Origin of the sequence: Thermus sp. (assembly GCF_040290245.1) — a bacterium.
Taxonomy (GTDB): domain Bacteria; phylum Deinococcota; class Deinococci; order Deinococcales; family Thermaceae; genus Thermus_A.
In genome coordinates this window covers 1-13077 of sequence record NZ_PSMQ01000011.1, presented here as the reverse complement: position 1 = coordinate 13077, position 13077 = coordinate 1, and the positions used below count along the sequence as shown (strand labels likewise).

The following is a 13077-nucleotide window of genomic DNA, read 5'->3' as shown; positions in this document are numbered from 1 at the left end:
GGTGAAGGTGGTCTTGCGGATGCCGCAGCGGCGCGAGCTGGAGCTGAAGGGGGGGCGTCCCTTGCGGGCTATTTTGCAGGAGCTCGGGGTGAATCCGGAAGGGGTGGTGGTGGTCCGAGGGGAGGAGCTCCTCACCCTGGACGCCTGGGTGGAGGAGGAGGACACCTTGGAGGTCCTCTCCGCCATCTCGGGGGGCGCATGAGGTGCAGCCGTTGCCAGGCCCAGGCCCAGGTGGAGCTTCTGGGCAGGAACCTAGCCCTCTGCAAGGAGCACTACCTGGACTGGTTTGTTTCCGAGACCCAGCGGGCGATCCGAAAGCACCGGATGCTCGAGCCCGGGGAGCGCCTTTTGGTGGCCGTCTCGGGCGGGAAGGACTCCTTAGCCCTGTGGGACGTCCTTTCTCGGTTGGGCTACCAGGCGGTGGGGGTTCACCTCCACCTGGGGATCGGGGCCTACTCCGACCGGTCCCTCGAGGTCACCCGGGCCTTTGCGAAGGAACGCGGCCTGGAGCTTTGGGTGGTGGACCTCAAGGGGGCCTATGGCTTCGGAGTGCCGGAGCTGGCGGAGCTCTCCGGCCGCGTGGCCTGCTCCGCCTGCGGCCTTTCCAAGCGGTATATCCTGAACCAGGTGGCGGTGGAAGGGGGTTTTAGGGCGGTGGCCACGGGCCACAACCTGGACGACGAGGCCGCGGTCCTTCTGGGGAACCTCCTAAACCCCGACCCTTCCACCCTTGTGCGTCAGGGGCCGGTCCTCCCCGCCAAAAAGGGGCTCGCCGCCCGGGTCAAGCCCTTCTACCGCTTCAGCGAACGGGAGGTCCTCTCCTACACCCTCCTTCGCGGGATCCGTTTTCTGCACGAGGAATGCCCGAACGCCAAGGGGGCGAAAAGCCTCCTATATAAAGAGGTTCTCAACCGCCTCGAGGCAGCCCAGCCCGGGAGTAAGCTCCGGCTTCTGGAGGGCTTCTTAGAGAAGGTCCGTCCCCAGCTCAGGGAGACTGGGGGCGAACCCCTTCTGAATGCGTGTGAGCGGTGCGGTTACCCCACCACGGGCGCGGTGTGCAGCTTCTGCCGGATGTGGGATGCGGTCTACCGCCGGGCCAAGAAGAAGCGCCTTCTTCCGGAGGAGGCCGAGTTCCACCCCAAGGCGAGGGTGGGGCATGACTGACGGGCCTGCGCCGGCCCTAAGGAGGTACAAAGAAGGCGCGCCCCGGTTGGCCACTTGACGAGGACGCTCGAGGCGGCTAAACTAACCGTTGCGTGTGGGGGCGATTAGCTCAGCTGGTTAGAGCGCACGCCTGATAAGCGTGAGGTCGGTGGTTCAAGTCCACCATCGCCCACCAGGCCACCCCCCACCCCAGGCTGGGGTGGGGGTAGGCTTTAAAGAAGCTCCTCCAGCTCCTTCAGCCAGCCCTCGAGGATGCGGAACGATCCCTCCCAAAAAGCCGGCTCCTTGGGGTTCACCCCGGCCCTTTTCAGGATGGCCTGGGGGCTTTCCGACTCCCCCGCCTTTAGGATCTCCAGGTACTTGGGTACGAAGGCCCGGCCCTCCTCCAGGTAGCGGGCGTAAAGCGCCAGGACCAGGAGGTAGCCGTAAGCGTAAGAGTAGGTGTAGAACCGGTAGTGGATGAAGTGGGGGATGCCCGACCAGGCGGCCTTGTCCAGTTCCGTCCACTCCACGCTTTGCCCGTAAAGGCGCCTTTGCTCCTCGTCCCAAAGGGCGTGGAACTCCTCCGGTGCCAGGGCGCTTTCTTTCCGCCTTTCCACCGCTTTGAGCTCAAACCGGGTGTACATGACCTGGCGGAAGGCGGTGGCGATGGCGTCCTCGAGGCGGCCAGCGAGGAGGGTGGCCCGCGCCTCCTTGCTGGAAAGCCGCTTCAGGAGGAGGTCGTCCAGGAGGATCTCCGCGAAGACGCTGGCCGTCTCCGCCAAAGGGGTGGTGGCGCCGAAATTGAGGAGCCTCTGCCCGCGGGCAAGGTAGAAGTGCACCCCGTGGCCGAGCTCGTGGGCCAGGGTGTGGGCCGAGTCCAGGTCGTCCGTATGGTTCAGGAGGATGTAGGGGTGGGTGGAGGGAAGCCCCCCGGAGCAGAAGGCCCCACCCCGCTTTCCCGGCCTGGGGTAGATGTCAATCCAGCGCTTTTCGAAAAACTCCCGGGCGATCCGTTCCATCTCGGGGCTGAAGCGCCCGAAGGCCTCGAGGACCATGGCCTTGGCCTCCTGGAAGTCCACCCTGGGCTCCTCGCCGAAGGGGGCGAGAAGGTCCTGGCTTGGGGTCCTCTCATGCCCCAGCCGCTTGGCCTTGATCCGGTAATAGGCCTCCACCAGGGTGTAATGGGCCTCGGTGGCCTCGAGGAGGCGGAGGATCTCCTCCACCTCGAGCTCATCCGCAAGCGCCGTGGGCCTAAGGGGGTGGTCGTACCCCCTGAGGGAGAGGTCCTGCAGGAAGTCCTGGAAGACGGCGTTGAAGATAAAGCCTAAGGTGGGGGCTTCTTCCAGGAGCTTGCCGTATAGGGCCTGGTGGGCCTCCCGGCGCACCCGGGGGTCGGGGCTTCGGCGCAGGGCCCTCACCTCCGCCTCCGTAAGGCTCTTTCCGCCCACCACGAAGCGGAAGCGGCCGGTGTACTCCGTATAGAACTGGCTCCAGGCGCTTCGGCCCACCAGGCTTTTGAGGTTGAGGATGCGCTCCTCCTTCTCGGAGAGGGTGTAGGGGGCGAAGGCCCTTAGGCGGCTTAGCCAGTGGCGTAGGTCCTCCAGTTCAGGGGCCTCGAGGAGGGGACGGAAGACTTCTTCCGGAAGGGTTTTGAGGTAAAGCTCCAGGGGCAGGAGGCGGTTTTTGAGCTCGGCGAACCGGCTTCGCGCCAGGTCCAGAAGGGCCTTGGCCTCTGGGTCCTGGGTGTGGGTGGAGAAGTACAGCGAGGCGTAAAGAAGGGGCTTGTAGCCCTTCTCCAGGGCCTTCTCGTAGAGGGCGATCCGGTCCGCCAGAACGCCCGCCTCAGGTCTCAGCTCAGCCACCGCCTCCTGGGCTAGGGTTAGGGCCTCCTCGAGGTCCTTTGGGACCTGAGGGTCCTTGGGAGAGGCGTAAAGGTCTTCCAGGTTCCAGGTGGGTTCGGTCGTCTCCACAGCCCAAGTATAATGAAAGGCCGTGTCTAGGATGCTCGTGGCCTACAAGGGAAGGCCCGCCCTGGCCGAGGCGGAGGGGGAACGGGTTCTCGTGCGCCTCCCGGAGGGGATCCAGAAGGTGCGGCCCAAGGACGTTCTGGTCCTTTACGTTTTCCACCCCTCGGAGGCCGTCCCTTCAAGCCTGGCGGGTCCCGGTCTGGGGCGGGAGGCGGCCAAGGAACACCTGGCGGCGGCCTGGGAGCTTCTAGAGGGGGAGACGGTCCCCTTCCAGGATTTTGTGGAACTGGTCTATGGAGCCTACACCCCGGAGGCCATCTGTGGAGCCTTCGCCCTCCTGCAAGAGACCGACCTCTTCACCTGGGAAAAGGAGAGGATCCGGGCCCGGCGGCGGGAGGAGGTGGGGGAGCTTCGCCGCCGGAAGGAGGAGCAAGAAGCGAAGGCCCGGGCCTTCCAGGAGGGCCTCGAGGCCTTAAAGCGGGGGGAGCGGGTGGAGCCTTTTCTGAAGGAGGTGGAGGCCCTGGCCTTAGGGAAAAGGAAGGACAGCCCGGTCTTGAGCGCCCTGGGCCTTCCCGAGACCCCGGAGGCAGCCCACGCCCTCCTCCTTCGTCTGGGGGCTTGGCGGTACGAGAACCCCCACCCCGCTCGGCTCGGCCTGGTGGGGGTTCCGCTTACGGGCAAGGAGGCCCTGCCTCCTCCTGCGCTTCCCGTGGGGCCACTGCCCGAGGAGGACCGGAAGGACCTCACCCACCTACCGGCCTTCGCCATCGACGACGAGGGCAGCCAGGACCCGGATGACGCGGTGTATGCGCTCAAGGAGGGGGCGGGGTTCCGGCTTTACGTCCACGTGGCGGACGTGGCGGCCTTGGTGGCCCCGGACTCCCCCTTGGACCTGGAGGCCCGCCGCCGGGGGGCGAACCTCTACCTGCCCGAGGGGGTCCTTCCCATGCTTCCCCTGGAGGTCACCCAGCGGCTGGGCCTGGGGCTTAACCCGGTGAGCCCCGCCCTTACCTTTGACCTTCTGGTCTCGGAAGAGGGGGAGCTTCTGGAGCTCGAGGTCTACCCAAGCTGGGTCAAGGTGGTGCGGCTTTCCTACCGGGAGGCCTTGGGCGTGGAGGCCCTTTCCGACCTGGCCCGGCTGGCCTCGGCCTTCCGAGAGCGGCGGCTTGCGGAAGGGGGGATAGACCTTTCCTTCCCCGAGGTGAAGGTGCGCCTGGAAGGGGAGGCGGTGCGGATCCTTCCCCTGCCCCCATACGAGAGCCGGTTCTGGGTCCGGGAAGCCATGCTTCTTGCGGGGTATGCCGCCGCCCATTTTGCTCTGGAAAACGCCCTGCCCATCCCTTTTGCCACCCAGGAGGCCCCGGAGGTGGACCAGGCCGCCTCCTTGGGGGGGTTGGCGGGCATGTGGGCCCAGAGGCGGAGGATGAGGCGGGCCCAGCTCAAGGCCCAGCCCGCTTTTCACCGGGGGCTGGGGCTGGCCGTCTACGCCCAGGCCACGAGCCCTTTGCGCCGCTACCTGGACCTGGTGGTCCACCAGCAGATCCGGGCCTTTCTCAAAGGGGAAAAGCCCCTCCCCCGGGAGGAGGTTCTCTTGCGGGTGGGGGCGGCGGAGGCGGTGGCGGATGCCGTGCGGGAGGCGGAGCGGAAAAGCCGGGAGCACTGGACCCTGGTCCACCTCCTTCAGAAGGGGTATGAGGGGATGGGGGTTTTGGTGGAGAAGCGCAAAGGCCAGGGGGTGTTCTTCCTGCCCGAACTGGGCCTGGCCGTGCCCGTGGCCTTGGACCAGGATCTGCCCCTGAACGCTGAGGTCCGCCTTCTTTTTGTGGAGGCCGACCTCCCGAGCCTTACCGCCCGCTTCGCCTTGGTCTAGCCCATCTGCTCAATCAGGGCCCGGCCGAACTCGCTGGTCTTGAGCAGGGTGGCGGGCCTCCCTTCCGCCAGCATCAGCCGGTGGAAGTCGTAGGTGACCAGGCCTTTTTCGATGGTCCTTTCCATGGCCTGGAGGATCAGGTCCGCGGCCTCGCTCCAGCCCAGGTAGCGGAGCATCATCTCCCCCGAGAGGATGACGCTCGAGGGGTTTACCTTGTCCTGGTTCGCGTACTTGGGGGCGGTGCCGTGGGTGGCTTCGAAGACCGCGTGGCCGGTCAGGTAGTTGATGTTGGCCCCCGGGGCGATCCCGATGCCCCCCACCTGGGCGGCCAGGGCGTCGGAGATGTAGTCCCCGTTGAGGTTGGAAGTGGCAATGACGCTGTACTCGTCGGGCCGGAGGAGGATCTGCTGTAGGAAGTTGTCCGCGATCACATCCTTGAGGAGGATCTCCCGGCCCGTCTTGGGGTTTTTCAGGACGTGCCAGGGGCCGCCGTTGAACGGCGTGGCCCCGAACTTCTCCCGGGCCAGCTCGTACCCCCACTCCCGGAAGGCCCCCTCGGTGAATTTCATGATGTTTCCCTTGTGGACCAGGGTCACGCTGGGCAGGTCCTGGTCTATGGCGTACTGGATGGCTGCTTCCACCAGCCGCCTTGTCCCTTCCCGGGAGATGGGTTTAAAGCCGATGCCCGAGGTCTCGGGGAAGCGGATCTTGGCATAGGCTTTGGGGAACTCCCGTTTAAGGAAGTCCAGAACCTTTTTTACTTCCTCGCTCCCCATGGGCCACTCGATCCCCGCGTAGATGTCCTCGGTGTTCTCCCGGAAGACCACCATGTTCACGAGCTCCGGGTGCTTGACCGGGCTCGGGACACCCCTGAACCAGCGCACGGGCCGGACGCATGCGTAAAGGTCCAGCTCCTGCCTTAGCGCCACGTTGATGCTCCGGATCCCGCCCCCCACCGGGGTGGTCAGGGGGCCCTTGATGGCCACAAGGTGCTCCCGGATGAAGGCCAAGGTCTCCTCGGGAAGCCAGATGGGTTCATTGTAGACCTGGTTGGCCTTTTCCCCCGCATAGATCTCCACCCAGGCGATTTTGCGCCTTCCGCCATAGGCCCTTTCTACCGCTGCATCTAGAACGGGCTGGGCCGCTCTCCAGATGTCCGGTCCGGTTCCATCCCCCTCTATAAAGCCGACGATGGGCCGGTCAGGGACGGTGAGCCGCCCGTTCTCCATCCGAATCCGTTCCCCTTCTTTAGGAAGCACGATATGTGAATAGGCCATGCGCCCCTCCGCCTTAAGCATACCCCGCTTTTTCCCGGGTGTCCTGGTGGGGCTTTTTGGGCCGTGGGTCGGAGGGGGGGCTCGCGCCTTGACGAGGAAAAGCCCCCCCTCTAAGATGAAGGGTGCCCCGCAAGGGGCATCTGGCGGTGTAGCTCAGTTGGTTAGAGCACACGACTCATAATCGTGGTGTCGCGGGTTCGAGTCCCGCCACCGCCACCAAGACCGCCGCCCACCCCGGGGTGGGCGGCTTGTTAGTTCCAGAACTCGCGGATCCCCTTGGGAAGAAGGAGCTGGATGTCCTTCAGCTCCCCTTCGCTGACCTTTTCCTTCAGGACTTTGAAAACCGCTCGGACAGCGGCCTCGGGCTCCAGGGCCGGGCCTGTGGGGGTCCTGGCCTCCCGGGCCACATGGGCCAGGAAGTCTTCTTTGTGCCGCTCTTTAAGCGGTTTGCCCGTAGGGTCCCACCCCTCGTAGTAGATCCCCCGGACCAACAGGGGAAGCTGCGCCCCAAGCTGAGCCACCTCTTCCACGGGCAGCCGATCCCTAAGGGCGTGCGACACCGCCCTCAGGGCCGTATAGGCCCGGTGGCGATCCTCCGTGCCCAGCTCCTCCATAATCCGCTTCAACCAGGCGTGGGTTTTGTGCAGGGTGGTGTCGAAGACCTCGAGCCCCGTCATGCTCATGCTCCACCCCCTTCGGTTTTTAAATTGTCAATAAAAGCGCCGGTCCACCCCCCAGAAGGCGAAGCCCCAGGGCCTTTTAATCCTCCAGCCGGAAGCCCACCTTGAGGACCACCTGGTATTCCCTGACCCCGTTCTCGCCGATCAGGCCCCGAATCTCCCGCACTTCAAACCAGTCCAGGTGACGCAGGGTCTGGGCGGCCCTCTTAAGCGCCTCCTGGATGGCGGCCTCCACGCTTTCCGGGCTCGAGCCCACCAGTTCCACCTTCTTGTAAACCTTGCCCATGGAACCCCCCTTTTTCAGTCTACCCCTTTTGGGGACGGGGCCCTGGGCTGCGGCAGGGAGGCTTCGGACTTTGGACGAGCCGGGCCGAGGTCCCCTGCAAGCCCCACCCCCGGCAAGGCCCCTAGGCCCGGACGTAGAGGGCAGGGTGGCCTTCCTTCGCCACCAGGCCTTGGCGTCGAAGGTACTCCAGGTGGGCCAGGGTCTCGGCAAAGGCGAAGCGGCGCTGGGCAGGGGTGAGTTCCCCCGGGAAAAGAGCCAGAGAGAGGGCCCAGGGGGTCCTTGGCTCAGTGAGAAGGGCCAGGAGGGCCTCGAGGCGGGCCTGGTGGTGGGCCTTAAGCTCCTCCGCCCGGGCTTTTGGCTCCCAGATGGGGTTGAAATGGCCGGGAAAGACCACCTTGGGGGAAAGGCCCGCCAGTTTGTCCAGGGAGGCCAAGAAGTCGGCCAGCGGATTCTCCCGGGTGTACGCCCAAAGCCCGATGTTGGGGGAGACCCGCTCCAAAAGCATATCCCCCCCCAGCGCCCACCCCTCGTCGGCCATGAAGACCACGTGCCCATCCGCATGCCCTGGGGTCCAGACCACCCTAAGCCGAAAGCCCGCCGCTTCCAGCACCTCTCCCTCGCGAAGAGGGGTGGGGGCTTCCGGGGGGTAGACCCGCTCGTAGGTTTTCCTCATCTCCTCCTCGATGCCCTCGAGGACGGCCGGGGGCATCCCTCCTTCCAGGAAGATCTTCAAGGATTGCTCCCGAAAGGCGACCGGGTCTTTCCAGAAGCGGTGGCCCCGGAGGATCTCTTCCTCGTGCAGATAGACCCGGGCCCCCTGGTTCTCGAAAAAGCCGGAAAGGCCGTAATGGTCCGGGTGGTGGTGGGTGAGGAGGACGGTGTGCACATCGGAAAAACAGAGCCCCAGCTCGGCCAAGGCTAGCTCGAGGCTTCCTTTGGCCGCGCGGGTGCCCAAGGCGGTGTCCACCAAAGCCACCTCCCCCTTCCCCTTAAGGAGGTAGAGGTTCACCGTCTTCAAGGGGTAGGGGATGGGGACGGGGATCTGGTAAAGGCCGGGCAGGAGCTCCGTCATACCAGCCCCTTGGCCTCTTCCAGAATCCTCGCCACGAGCTCGGGGGTTTCCGCCTCGCAGTAGATGCGGAGTACGGGCTCCGTCCCCGAGGGACGGAAAAGGACCCAGGCCCCCTTGAAGTGCCACTTGATCCCGTCCAGTTCCTCCACCCTTTCCACCTCGAGGCCGGCCATGGGACGAGGTTCACGGAACCTATCCAGGGAAACGGGGCGCTCCAGGTGGAGGTCCAGGCGGTCGTAGGCGTGGCGGAGGCCGGTCTCCTCCTCGATCTCCCGGAAGAGGGTCCCGAGGTCCTTCCCCGTCTTGGCCACCGCCTCGGCCAAAAGGAGGCTGTTCAAGACCCCGTCCCGCTCGGGGATATGCCCGGCCACGCCGATCCCGCCCGACTCCTCCCCGCCAATCAGGACACCCCCTTTGAGGAACTCCTCGGTGATGTACTTGAACCCCACGGGGGTCGTGAGGACCTCCAGGCCCAGGACCTCCCCCAGCCGGTCTACTACCCGGCTTACGGAGAAGGTCTTGACCACCCTACCCCGGAGGCCCTTGCCGTGGAGATGCTTGAGGAGGACGGCGAAGATCTGGTGGCTGTTGAAGAACCTCCCCCCCGCCAAGACCGCCCCCACCCGGTCCGCATCCCCATCCGTCACCGCGGCAAAGGTGGGGGGTTCCTCCGGCTTCATCACCGCCAGGAGGGTGCCAAGGTTCTTGGGCAGGGGCTCGGGGTTCACCCCGTAGAAGAGGGGGTGGGGGACGTTGTGAAGCTCGCGCACCTGCAAGGGAAGCCCCGCGTACCGGACGAAGCCCGCGATCCAGCCCCCCCCGGCCCCGCCCATGGCGTCGTGGTAGAGGACACCGGGGAAGGCCTTCAGGGCCTCGAGGTCCAGAAGGGTTTTGAGCTTTTCATAATACGCCTCCCGCACGGAAAGCTTTAGGACCCTTCCCCCTGGCCTTTCCTCGGGCTTCTGACCGAGGCGCGCCTCCACTTCCTTCACCATCTCGGGGGTGGCGCTTCCGCCGTAGGGCCCCTTGATCTTCACCCCCAGGTACTCCGGGGGGTTGTGGCTGGCGGTGAGCATCAGCCCCCCGTCCGCGCCCAGGTGGACCACGGCGAAGGAGAGGACCGGGGTGGGGAGGGGGCCGGGGCTTAGGTGGACCTCGAGGCCCGCCTTGGCCAGGACCTGGGCCGCCTCCTCTGCAAACCGGTCCGCCATGAAGCGGGTGTCGTACCCCACCGCCACCTTGGCCTTGCCCTGGTCCTGCAGGTGCTTGGCATAGGCTTCCGCCACCTTGATGAGGTTTTGAAAGGTGAAGTCCCGGGCGATGACCCCCCGCCATCCGTCGGTGCCGAAGCGGATATCGCTCATGTCCTCATCATAACGGGGTATGATGGTCCACCGTGGACGCATCCTTGGACGACCTCCTTGCCCCTTTGAACGAGGCGCAGCGCCAGGCGGTCTTGCACTTTGAGGGGCCGGCCTTGGTGGTGGCGGGGGCGGGAAGCGGCAAGACCCGGACCGTGGTCCACCGGGTGGCCTATCTTTTGAGGCACCGAGGGGTCTACCCCACGGAGGTCCTGGCGGTGACCTTCACCAACAAGGCGGCCAACGAGCTCAAGGAGCGCCTGGTCCACCTGGTGGGGCCGGCGGCCAAGGAGGTCTGGGCCGCCACGTTTCATTCCGCCGCCTTGAGGGTCCTGAGGGCCTACGGGGAGCATCTCGGCCTGAGGCCAGGGTTTGTGATCTTCGATGAGGAGGATCAGGAGACCCTTCTGAAGGAGGTTTTGAAGGAGATGGGCCTCGAGGCCCGGCCCGGCCCCATCAAGGCCTTCTTGGACCGGGCCAAGAACTCGGGGAAGCCGCTGGAGGCGTTTTTTCAGGAGGCGCCCGAGTATGTTGCAGGTCTTCCCAAGGAGCGCCTCAGGGCCCTTTTGGCCCGCTACCAGGAGGTCCTAAGGGCGCAGGGGGCGGTGGACTTCGGGGACCTCCTCCTCCTGGCCCTGGAGCTTTTTGAGCGCCACCCGGAGGTCCTAAAGAAGGTCCGGCAGAGGGCCCGCTTCATCCACGTGGACGAGTACCAGGACACCAACCCCGTTCAGTACCGGTTCATCCGTCTTCTGGCCGACGAAAAGACCCCCAATCTCGTGGCCGTGGGGGATCCGGACCAGTCCATCTACGGCTTCCGGGCCGCGGACATCCGAAACATCCTAGACTTCACCCGGGACTTCCCCGGCGCAAAAATCTACCGCCTGGAGGAGAACTACCGCTCCACCGAGGCCATATTGCGCCTAGCCAACGCGATCATCGCCCAAAACCAGGCCCGGTTGGAGAAGACCCTCCGGCCCCTTCGGAAGGGGGGCGAGCCCGTCCGCCTCTTCGAAGCCACCACCGCCCGGGAGGAGGCCCAGTTCGTAGCCCAGGAGGTTGCCCGCCTGGGGCCTCCTTATGACCGGTACGCGGTCCTTTACCGCACCAATGCGCAAAGCCGGCTTTTGGAGGAGGCCCTGCGCCTTTCGGGCATCCCCGCCCAGGTGGTGGGAGGGGTGGGGTTTTTTGAGCGGGCAGAGGTTAAGGACCTTTTGGCCTATGCCCGGCTCGCGGTCAACCCTCTGGACGCTTTGGCCTTTCGAAGGGCGGTGAAAACCCCTCCCAGAGGTCTGGGCCAGACCACTCTGGAAATGATTCAATCCATGGACCTTCCCCCCTTGGAGGCTTTAAGGGCGCTTCCCCTCAAGGGGGGCCAGGCCAGGTCCAAGGAGGCCTTCTTGCGCCTGATGGAGGAGCTTTCCGCCTTGGTGGAGGGGCCGGCGGAGGCCTTTTTCCGCCACCTCCTCTCGGCCACGGACTACCTTGCCTACCTCGAGGGGGCGTACCGGGACCACCTGGACCGGCGGGAAAACGTGGAAGAGCTTTTGCGGGCGGCCAAGGAGGCGGGTTCGGTCCAGGCGTTTTTGGACCGGGTGGCCCTGACCGCGAGCGCTGACCAGGAGGCTGCTTCCCCGGCAGGGGAACACCGAGCTGCTTCCCCGGCAGGGGAACACCGAGAGAAGGCGGGGCTCTCGGGGAAGGTCCGGCTGATGACGCTGCACAACGCCAAGGGCCTCGAGTTCCCGGTGGTCTTTTTGGTAGGCCTGGAAGAAAACCTCCTGCCCCACCGGAACAGCCTGGCCCGCCTCGAGGACCTGGAGGAAGAGCGCCGCCTCTTCTATGTGGGGGTGACCCGGGCCAAGGAGCGGCTTTATCTCTCCTATGCCCTGGAGCGGGAGGTCTTCGGGAAGCGGGAGTACACCCGGATGAGCCGGTTTTTGGAGGAGATCCCCAAAGGGCTTTACGAGGCATACGATCCCCGCCCCGCCTCGCCGGGCCTTCCGCCCCCCCCTTCTCGAAGGGAGGACCCGGAGGGGGTCTTTAAGGGTGGGGAGAGGGTTTATCATCCCAAGTTCGGCCCCGGCCGGGTGGTAGCGGCCCGGGGGGAGGAGGTCACGGTCCACTTTGAGGGCATCGGGCTTAAAAAGCTCCATCTCCGCTTCGCTGACCTCAGGCCCTTATGAGACCCTTGGCGTTTTTCTACGAGGGAAAACCCCGGTTCCTGGACCCCTTGGTTCAGGTGGTGAGCCTGGTCAAGGCCCCGGTCTTCGTCTACGGAGTACCCAGGGCCCCTTCCCTCGAGGCCCTTAGGGCCATGGAGCCCCTGGGGGTCTTGGGGGCGGTTTTTGAAGGGCCGGGCCTCTCGGTGTTCCCTTTGGGAAGCAACTCGGTGGTGAACGTAGCCCCTTCGGGGCTGACCCCTTCGGGAAGCAACCTGGTGGCCCCTGCGCGAAGCGGCCTGGAGGGGGTGGTGGTGGACGCGGAGGGCCAGGCCGCGGGGGTCTTGGACCTGGTCTACCCGGTGCGGGGGGTTCTCCGGGGGCAGTTTGCCTTCGGGGTGGCCTTGGACCGGCTTCTTTCCGCCCACGCGGGGGCGCGGGCGCTTTGGGTGGGGCAGCTCCTGTTTCCCATGGCCCCCTTTCTGCGGGCTTTGGGAGAGGTTTCCGTCTACGCGCCCAGCTATGCGGAAGGGGAGGCTTTTCTGGCCCGGCTTCCGGGCCGGGTGCGGGGGCAGGTGGTCCTCCGGCCGGAGGAGGCCCAGGCTTTTGCCCTGCGGGTCGACCTCCTGATCTACGGGGGCGGGGTGTTTCCCTTGTCCCTGGTCCAACCCTTCCACCTCCTTCTGGCTTTTGCCGAGCCAGGGGAGAGGGTGAGGGGTTTGGTGGGGCAGACGGTGGGGGAGGAGCTCCCCTTTCTCTGGGCCCAGGCGGTGCTCGAGGCCTTGGGCTTTGGAGGGGGCCGGTGAAACCAGCGCCTTAACGAACCAATCGCGAACCATTTTTGCCCATCCCCATCGCTCATTTGCGTTCATGCCCCGTTCGGGGGTTGACAACAGCAGAACGGTTTGCTACCTTAGCTGCTGAAACGGGAACCTCCTTGGGCTGGGCTCCCCCCTCTTTGGGGGCTCCTGTCGAAAGGATGGAGAGTATGGGAACTAAGGTATGGTTTTTGGCACTGGGCAAGGAATGGTGTTTCGCTCCGCGAAAGCACCCTGAGCGCCTTCCCCTAAAAGGGTTTCTGCCTCTCAGTCTTCCCCTTCGGGGAAAAGTAGCCTTCCTGGCCCTCTTCCTGGCGGCCTGCGGCGGCGGCACCCTTCCCAGCAGCATCACCCTCACGGTGGAAGACCCTATGGGAAACTTCAGGGCCGCGGCCTACCAGGTGGGCACGGGGAGCTGGCAGGTCCTCGAGATGACTG

At 65.4% G+C, this 13077-nt stretch carries 11 protein-coding genes, 2 tRNA genes and 1 pseudogene; 8 read left to right on the top strand and 6 right to left on the bottom strand.

Going from position 1 to position 13077, the window contains the following annotated elements; genetic code table 11:
* The first annotated feature begins 1 nt into the window (after position 1).
* From ttuB to C4301_RS02815, 3 genes are all read left to right on the top strand, one after another.
* Positions 2-202 carry a sulfur carrier protein TtuB gene (gene ttuB / locus C4301_RS02825; RefSeq protein WP_352413603.1) on the top strand — a complete coding sequence of 67 codons (201 nt, stop codon included), beginning with the start codon at positions 2-4 and terminating at the stop codon, positions 200-202.
* Positions 199-1164, top strand: coding sequence for a tRNA-5-methyluridine(54) 2-sulfurtransferase (gene ttuA, locus C4301_RS02820; protein ID WP_352413602.1), 966 nt, complete (start codon positions 199-201; stop codon positions 1162-1164). Before ttuB ends, ttuA begins: the two co-directional genes overlap by 4 nt.
* Positions 1165-1262: 98 nt before the next feature.
* Positions 1263-1339 (top strand) — tRNA-Ile (locus C4301_RS02815).
* Between the two features lie 37 nt (positions 1340-1376).
* Here C4301_RS02815 and C4301_RS02810 read toward each other — a convergent pair.
* The gene (locus C4301_RS02810) at positions 1377-3116 is read right to left on the bottom strand and encodes a M3 family oligoendopeptidase (RefSeq protein ID WP_352413601.1); all 1740 of its coding nucleotides are present in this window, start codon (positions 3114-3116) and stop codon (positions 1377-1379) included.
* Positions 3117-3147: 31 nt separating this feature from the next.
* Here C4301_RS02810 and C4301_RS02805 point away from each other — a divergent pair, with 31 nt between their 5' ends.
* On the top strand, positions 3148-4983 hold the full coding sequence (locus C4301_RS02805; RefSeq protein WP_352413630.1) for an RNB domain-containing ribonuclease: 1836 nt from the start codon (positions 3148-3150) through the stop codon (positions 4981-4983).
* Here the strand turns inward: C4301_RS02805 and icd are convergent.
* Complete coding sequence (gene icd, locus C4301_RS02800; protein WP_352413629.1) at positions 4980-6260, bottom strand: NADP-dependent isocitrate dehydrogenase; 1281 nt, start codon at positions 6258-6260, stop codon at positions 4980-4982. The two genes, C4301_RS02805 and icd, sit on opposite strands and share 4 nt — an antisense overlap.
* Positions 6261-6402: 142 nt before the next feature.
* Here icd and C4301_RS02795 point away from each other — a divergent pair.
* Positions 6403-6479 (top strand) — tRNA-Met (locus C4301_RS02795).
* A 32-nt stretch (positions 6480-6511) separates the two neighbouring features.
* Here C4301_RS02795 and C4301_RS02790 read toward each other — a convergent pair.
* The 4 genes from C4301_RS02790 to C4301_RS02775 all read right to left on the bottom strand — a co-directional run bounded on the left by C4301_RS02790 (position 6512) and on the right by C4301_RS02775 (position 9662).
* A complete protein-coding gene (locus C4301_RS02790; RefSeq protein WP_352413600.1) occupies positions 6512-6943 on the bottom strand; it encodes a DUF2267 domain-containing protein in 432 nt (143 codons plus the stop codon).
* 76 nt (positions 6944-7019) lie between these two features.
* Positions 7020-7226 carry a dodecin gene (locus tag C4301_RS02785; RefSeq protein ID WP_352413599.1) on the bottom strand — a complete coding sequence of 69 codons (207 nt, stop codon included), beginning with the start codon at positions 7224-7226 and terminating at the stop codon, positions 7020-7022.
* 121 nt (positions 7227-7347) lie between these two features.
* Complete coding sequence (locus C4301_RS02780; protein ID WP_352413598.1) at positions 7348-8298, bottom strand: MBL fold metallo-hydrolase; 951 nt, start codon at positions 8296-8298, stop codon at positions 7348-7350.
* The gene (locus C4301_RS02775; RefSeq protein WP_352413597.1) at positions 8295-9662 is read right to left on the bottom strand and encodes a phosphohexomutase domain-containing protein; all 1368 of its coding nucleotides are present in this window, start codon (positions 9660-9662) and stop codon (positions 8295-8297) included. The genes C4301_RS02780 and C4301_RS02775 overlap by 4 nt, the downstream gene beginning before the upstream one ends.
* A 32-nt stretch (positions 9663-9694) precedes the next feature.
* Between C4301_RS02775 and C4301_RS02770 the strand changes: the two genes are divergently transcribed.
* The 3 genes and pseudogenes from C4301_RS02770 to C4301_RS02760 form a co-directional block, all read left to right on the top strand.
* Positions 9695-11845: an ATP-dependent helicase gene (locus C4301_RS02770; RefSeq protein WP_352413596.1), complete on the top strand. Its 2151-nt coding sequence runs from the start codon at positions 9695-9697 to the stop codon at positions 11843-11845.
* Entirely contained in the window at positions 11842-12627 is a 786-nt protein-coding gene (locus C4301_RS02765; RefSeq protein WP_352413595.1) for a hypothetical protein, read from the top strand. Before C4301_RS02770 ends, C4301_RS02765 begins: the two co-directional genes overlap by 4 nt.
* 182 nt (positions 12628-12809) lie before the next feature.
* Positions 12810-13077 (top strand): annotated as a pseudogene (locus C4301_RS02760) (hypothetical protein); the annotation flags it as partial.

Bases quoted from the DNA above. Each gene is read 5' to 3' on its own strand.
- ttuA (WP_352413602.1), top strand. From the start codon at position 199: ATGAGGTGCAGCCGTTGCCAGGCCCAGGCCCAGGTGGAGCTTCTGGGC.
- C4301_RS02805 (WP_352413630.1), top strand. From the start codon at position 3,148: ATGCTCGTGGCCTACAAGGGAAGGCCCGCCCTGGCCGAGGCGGAGGGG.
- icd (WP_352413629.1), bottom strand. From the start codon at position 6,260: ATGGCCTATTCACATATCGTGCTTCCTAAAGAAGGGGAACGGATTCGG.
- C4301_RS02790 (WP_352413600.1), bottom strand. From the start codon at position 6,943: ATGAGCATGACGGGGCTCGAGGTCTTCGACACCACCCTGCACAAAACC.
- C4301_RS02785 (WP_352413599.1), bottom strand. From the start codon at position 7,226: ATGGGCAAGGTTTACAAGAAGGTGGAACTGGTGGGCTCGAGCCCGGAA.
- C4301_RS02780 (WP_352413598.1), bottom strand. From the start codon at position 8,298: ATGACGGAGCTCCTGCCCGGCCTTTACCAGATCCCCGTCCCCATCCCC.
- C4301_RS02775 (WP_352413597.1), bottom strand. From the start codon at position 9,662: ATGAGCGATATCCGCTTCGGCACCGACGGATGGCGGGGGGTCATCGCC.
- C4301_RS02765 (WP_352413595.1), top strand. From the start codon at position 11,842: ATGAGACCCTTGGCGTTTTTCTACGAGGGAAAACCCCGGTTCCTGGAC.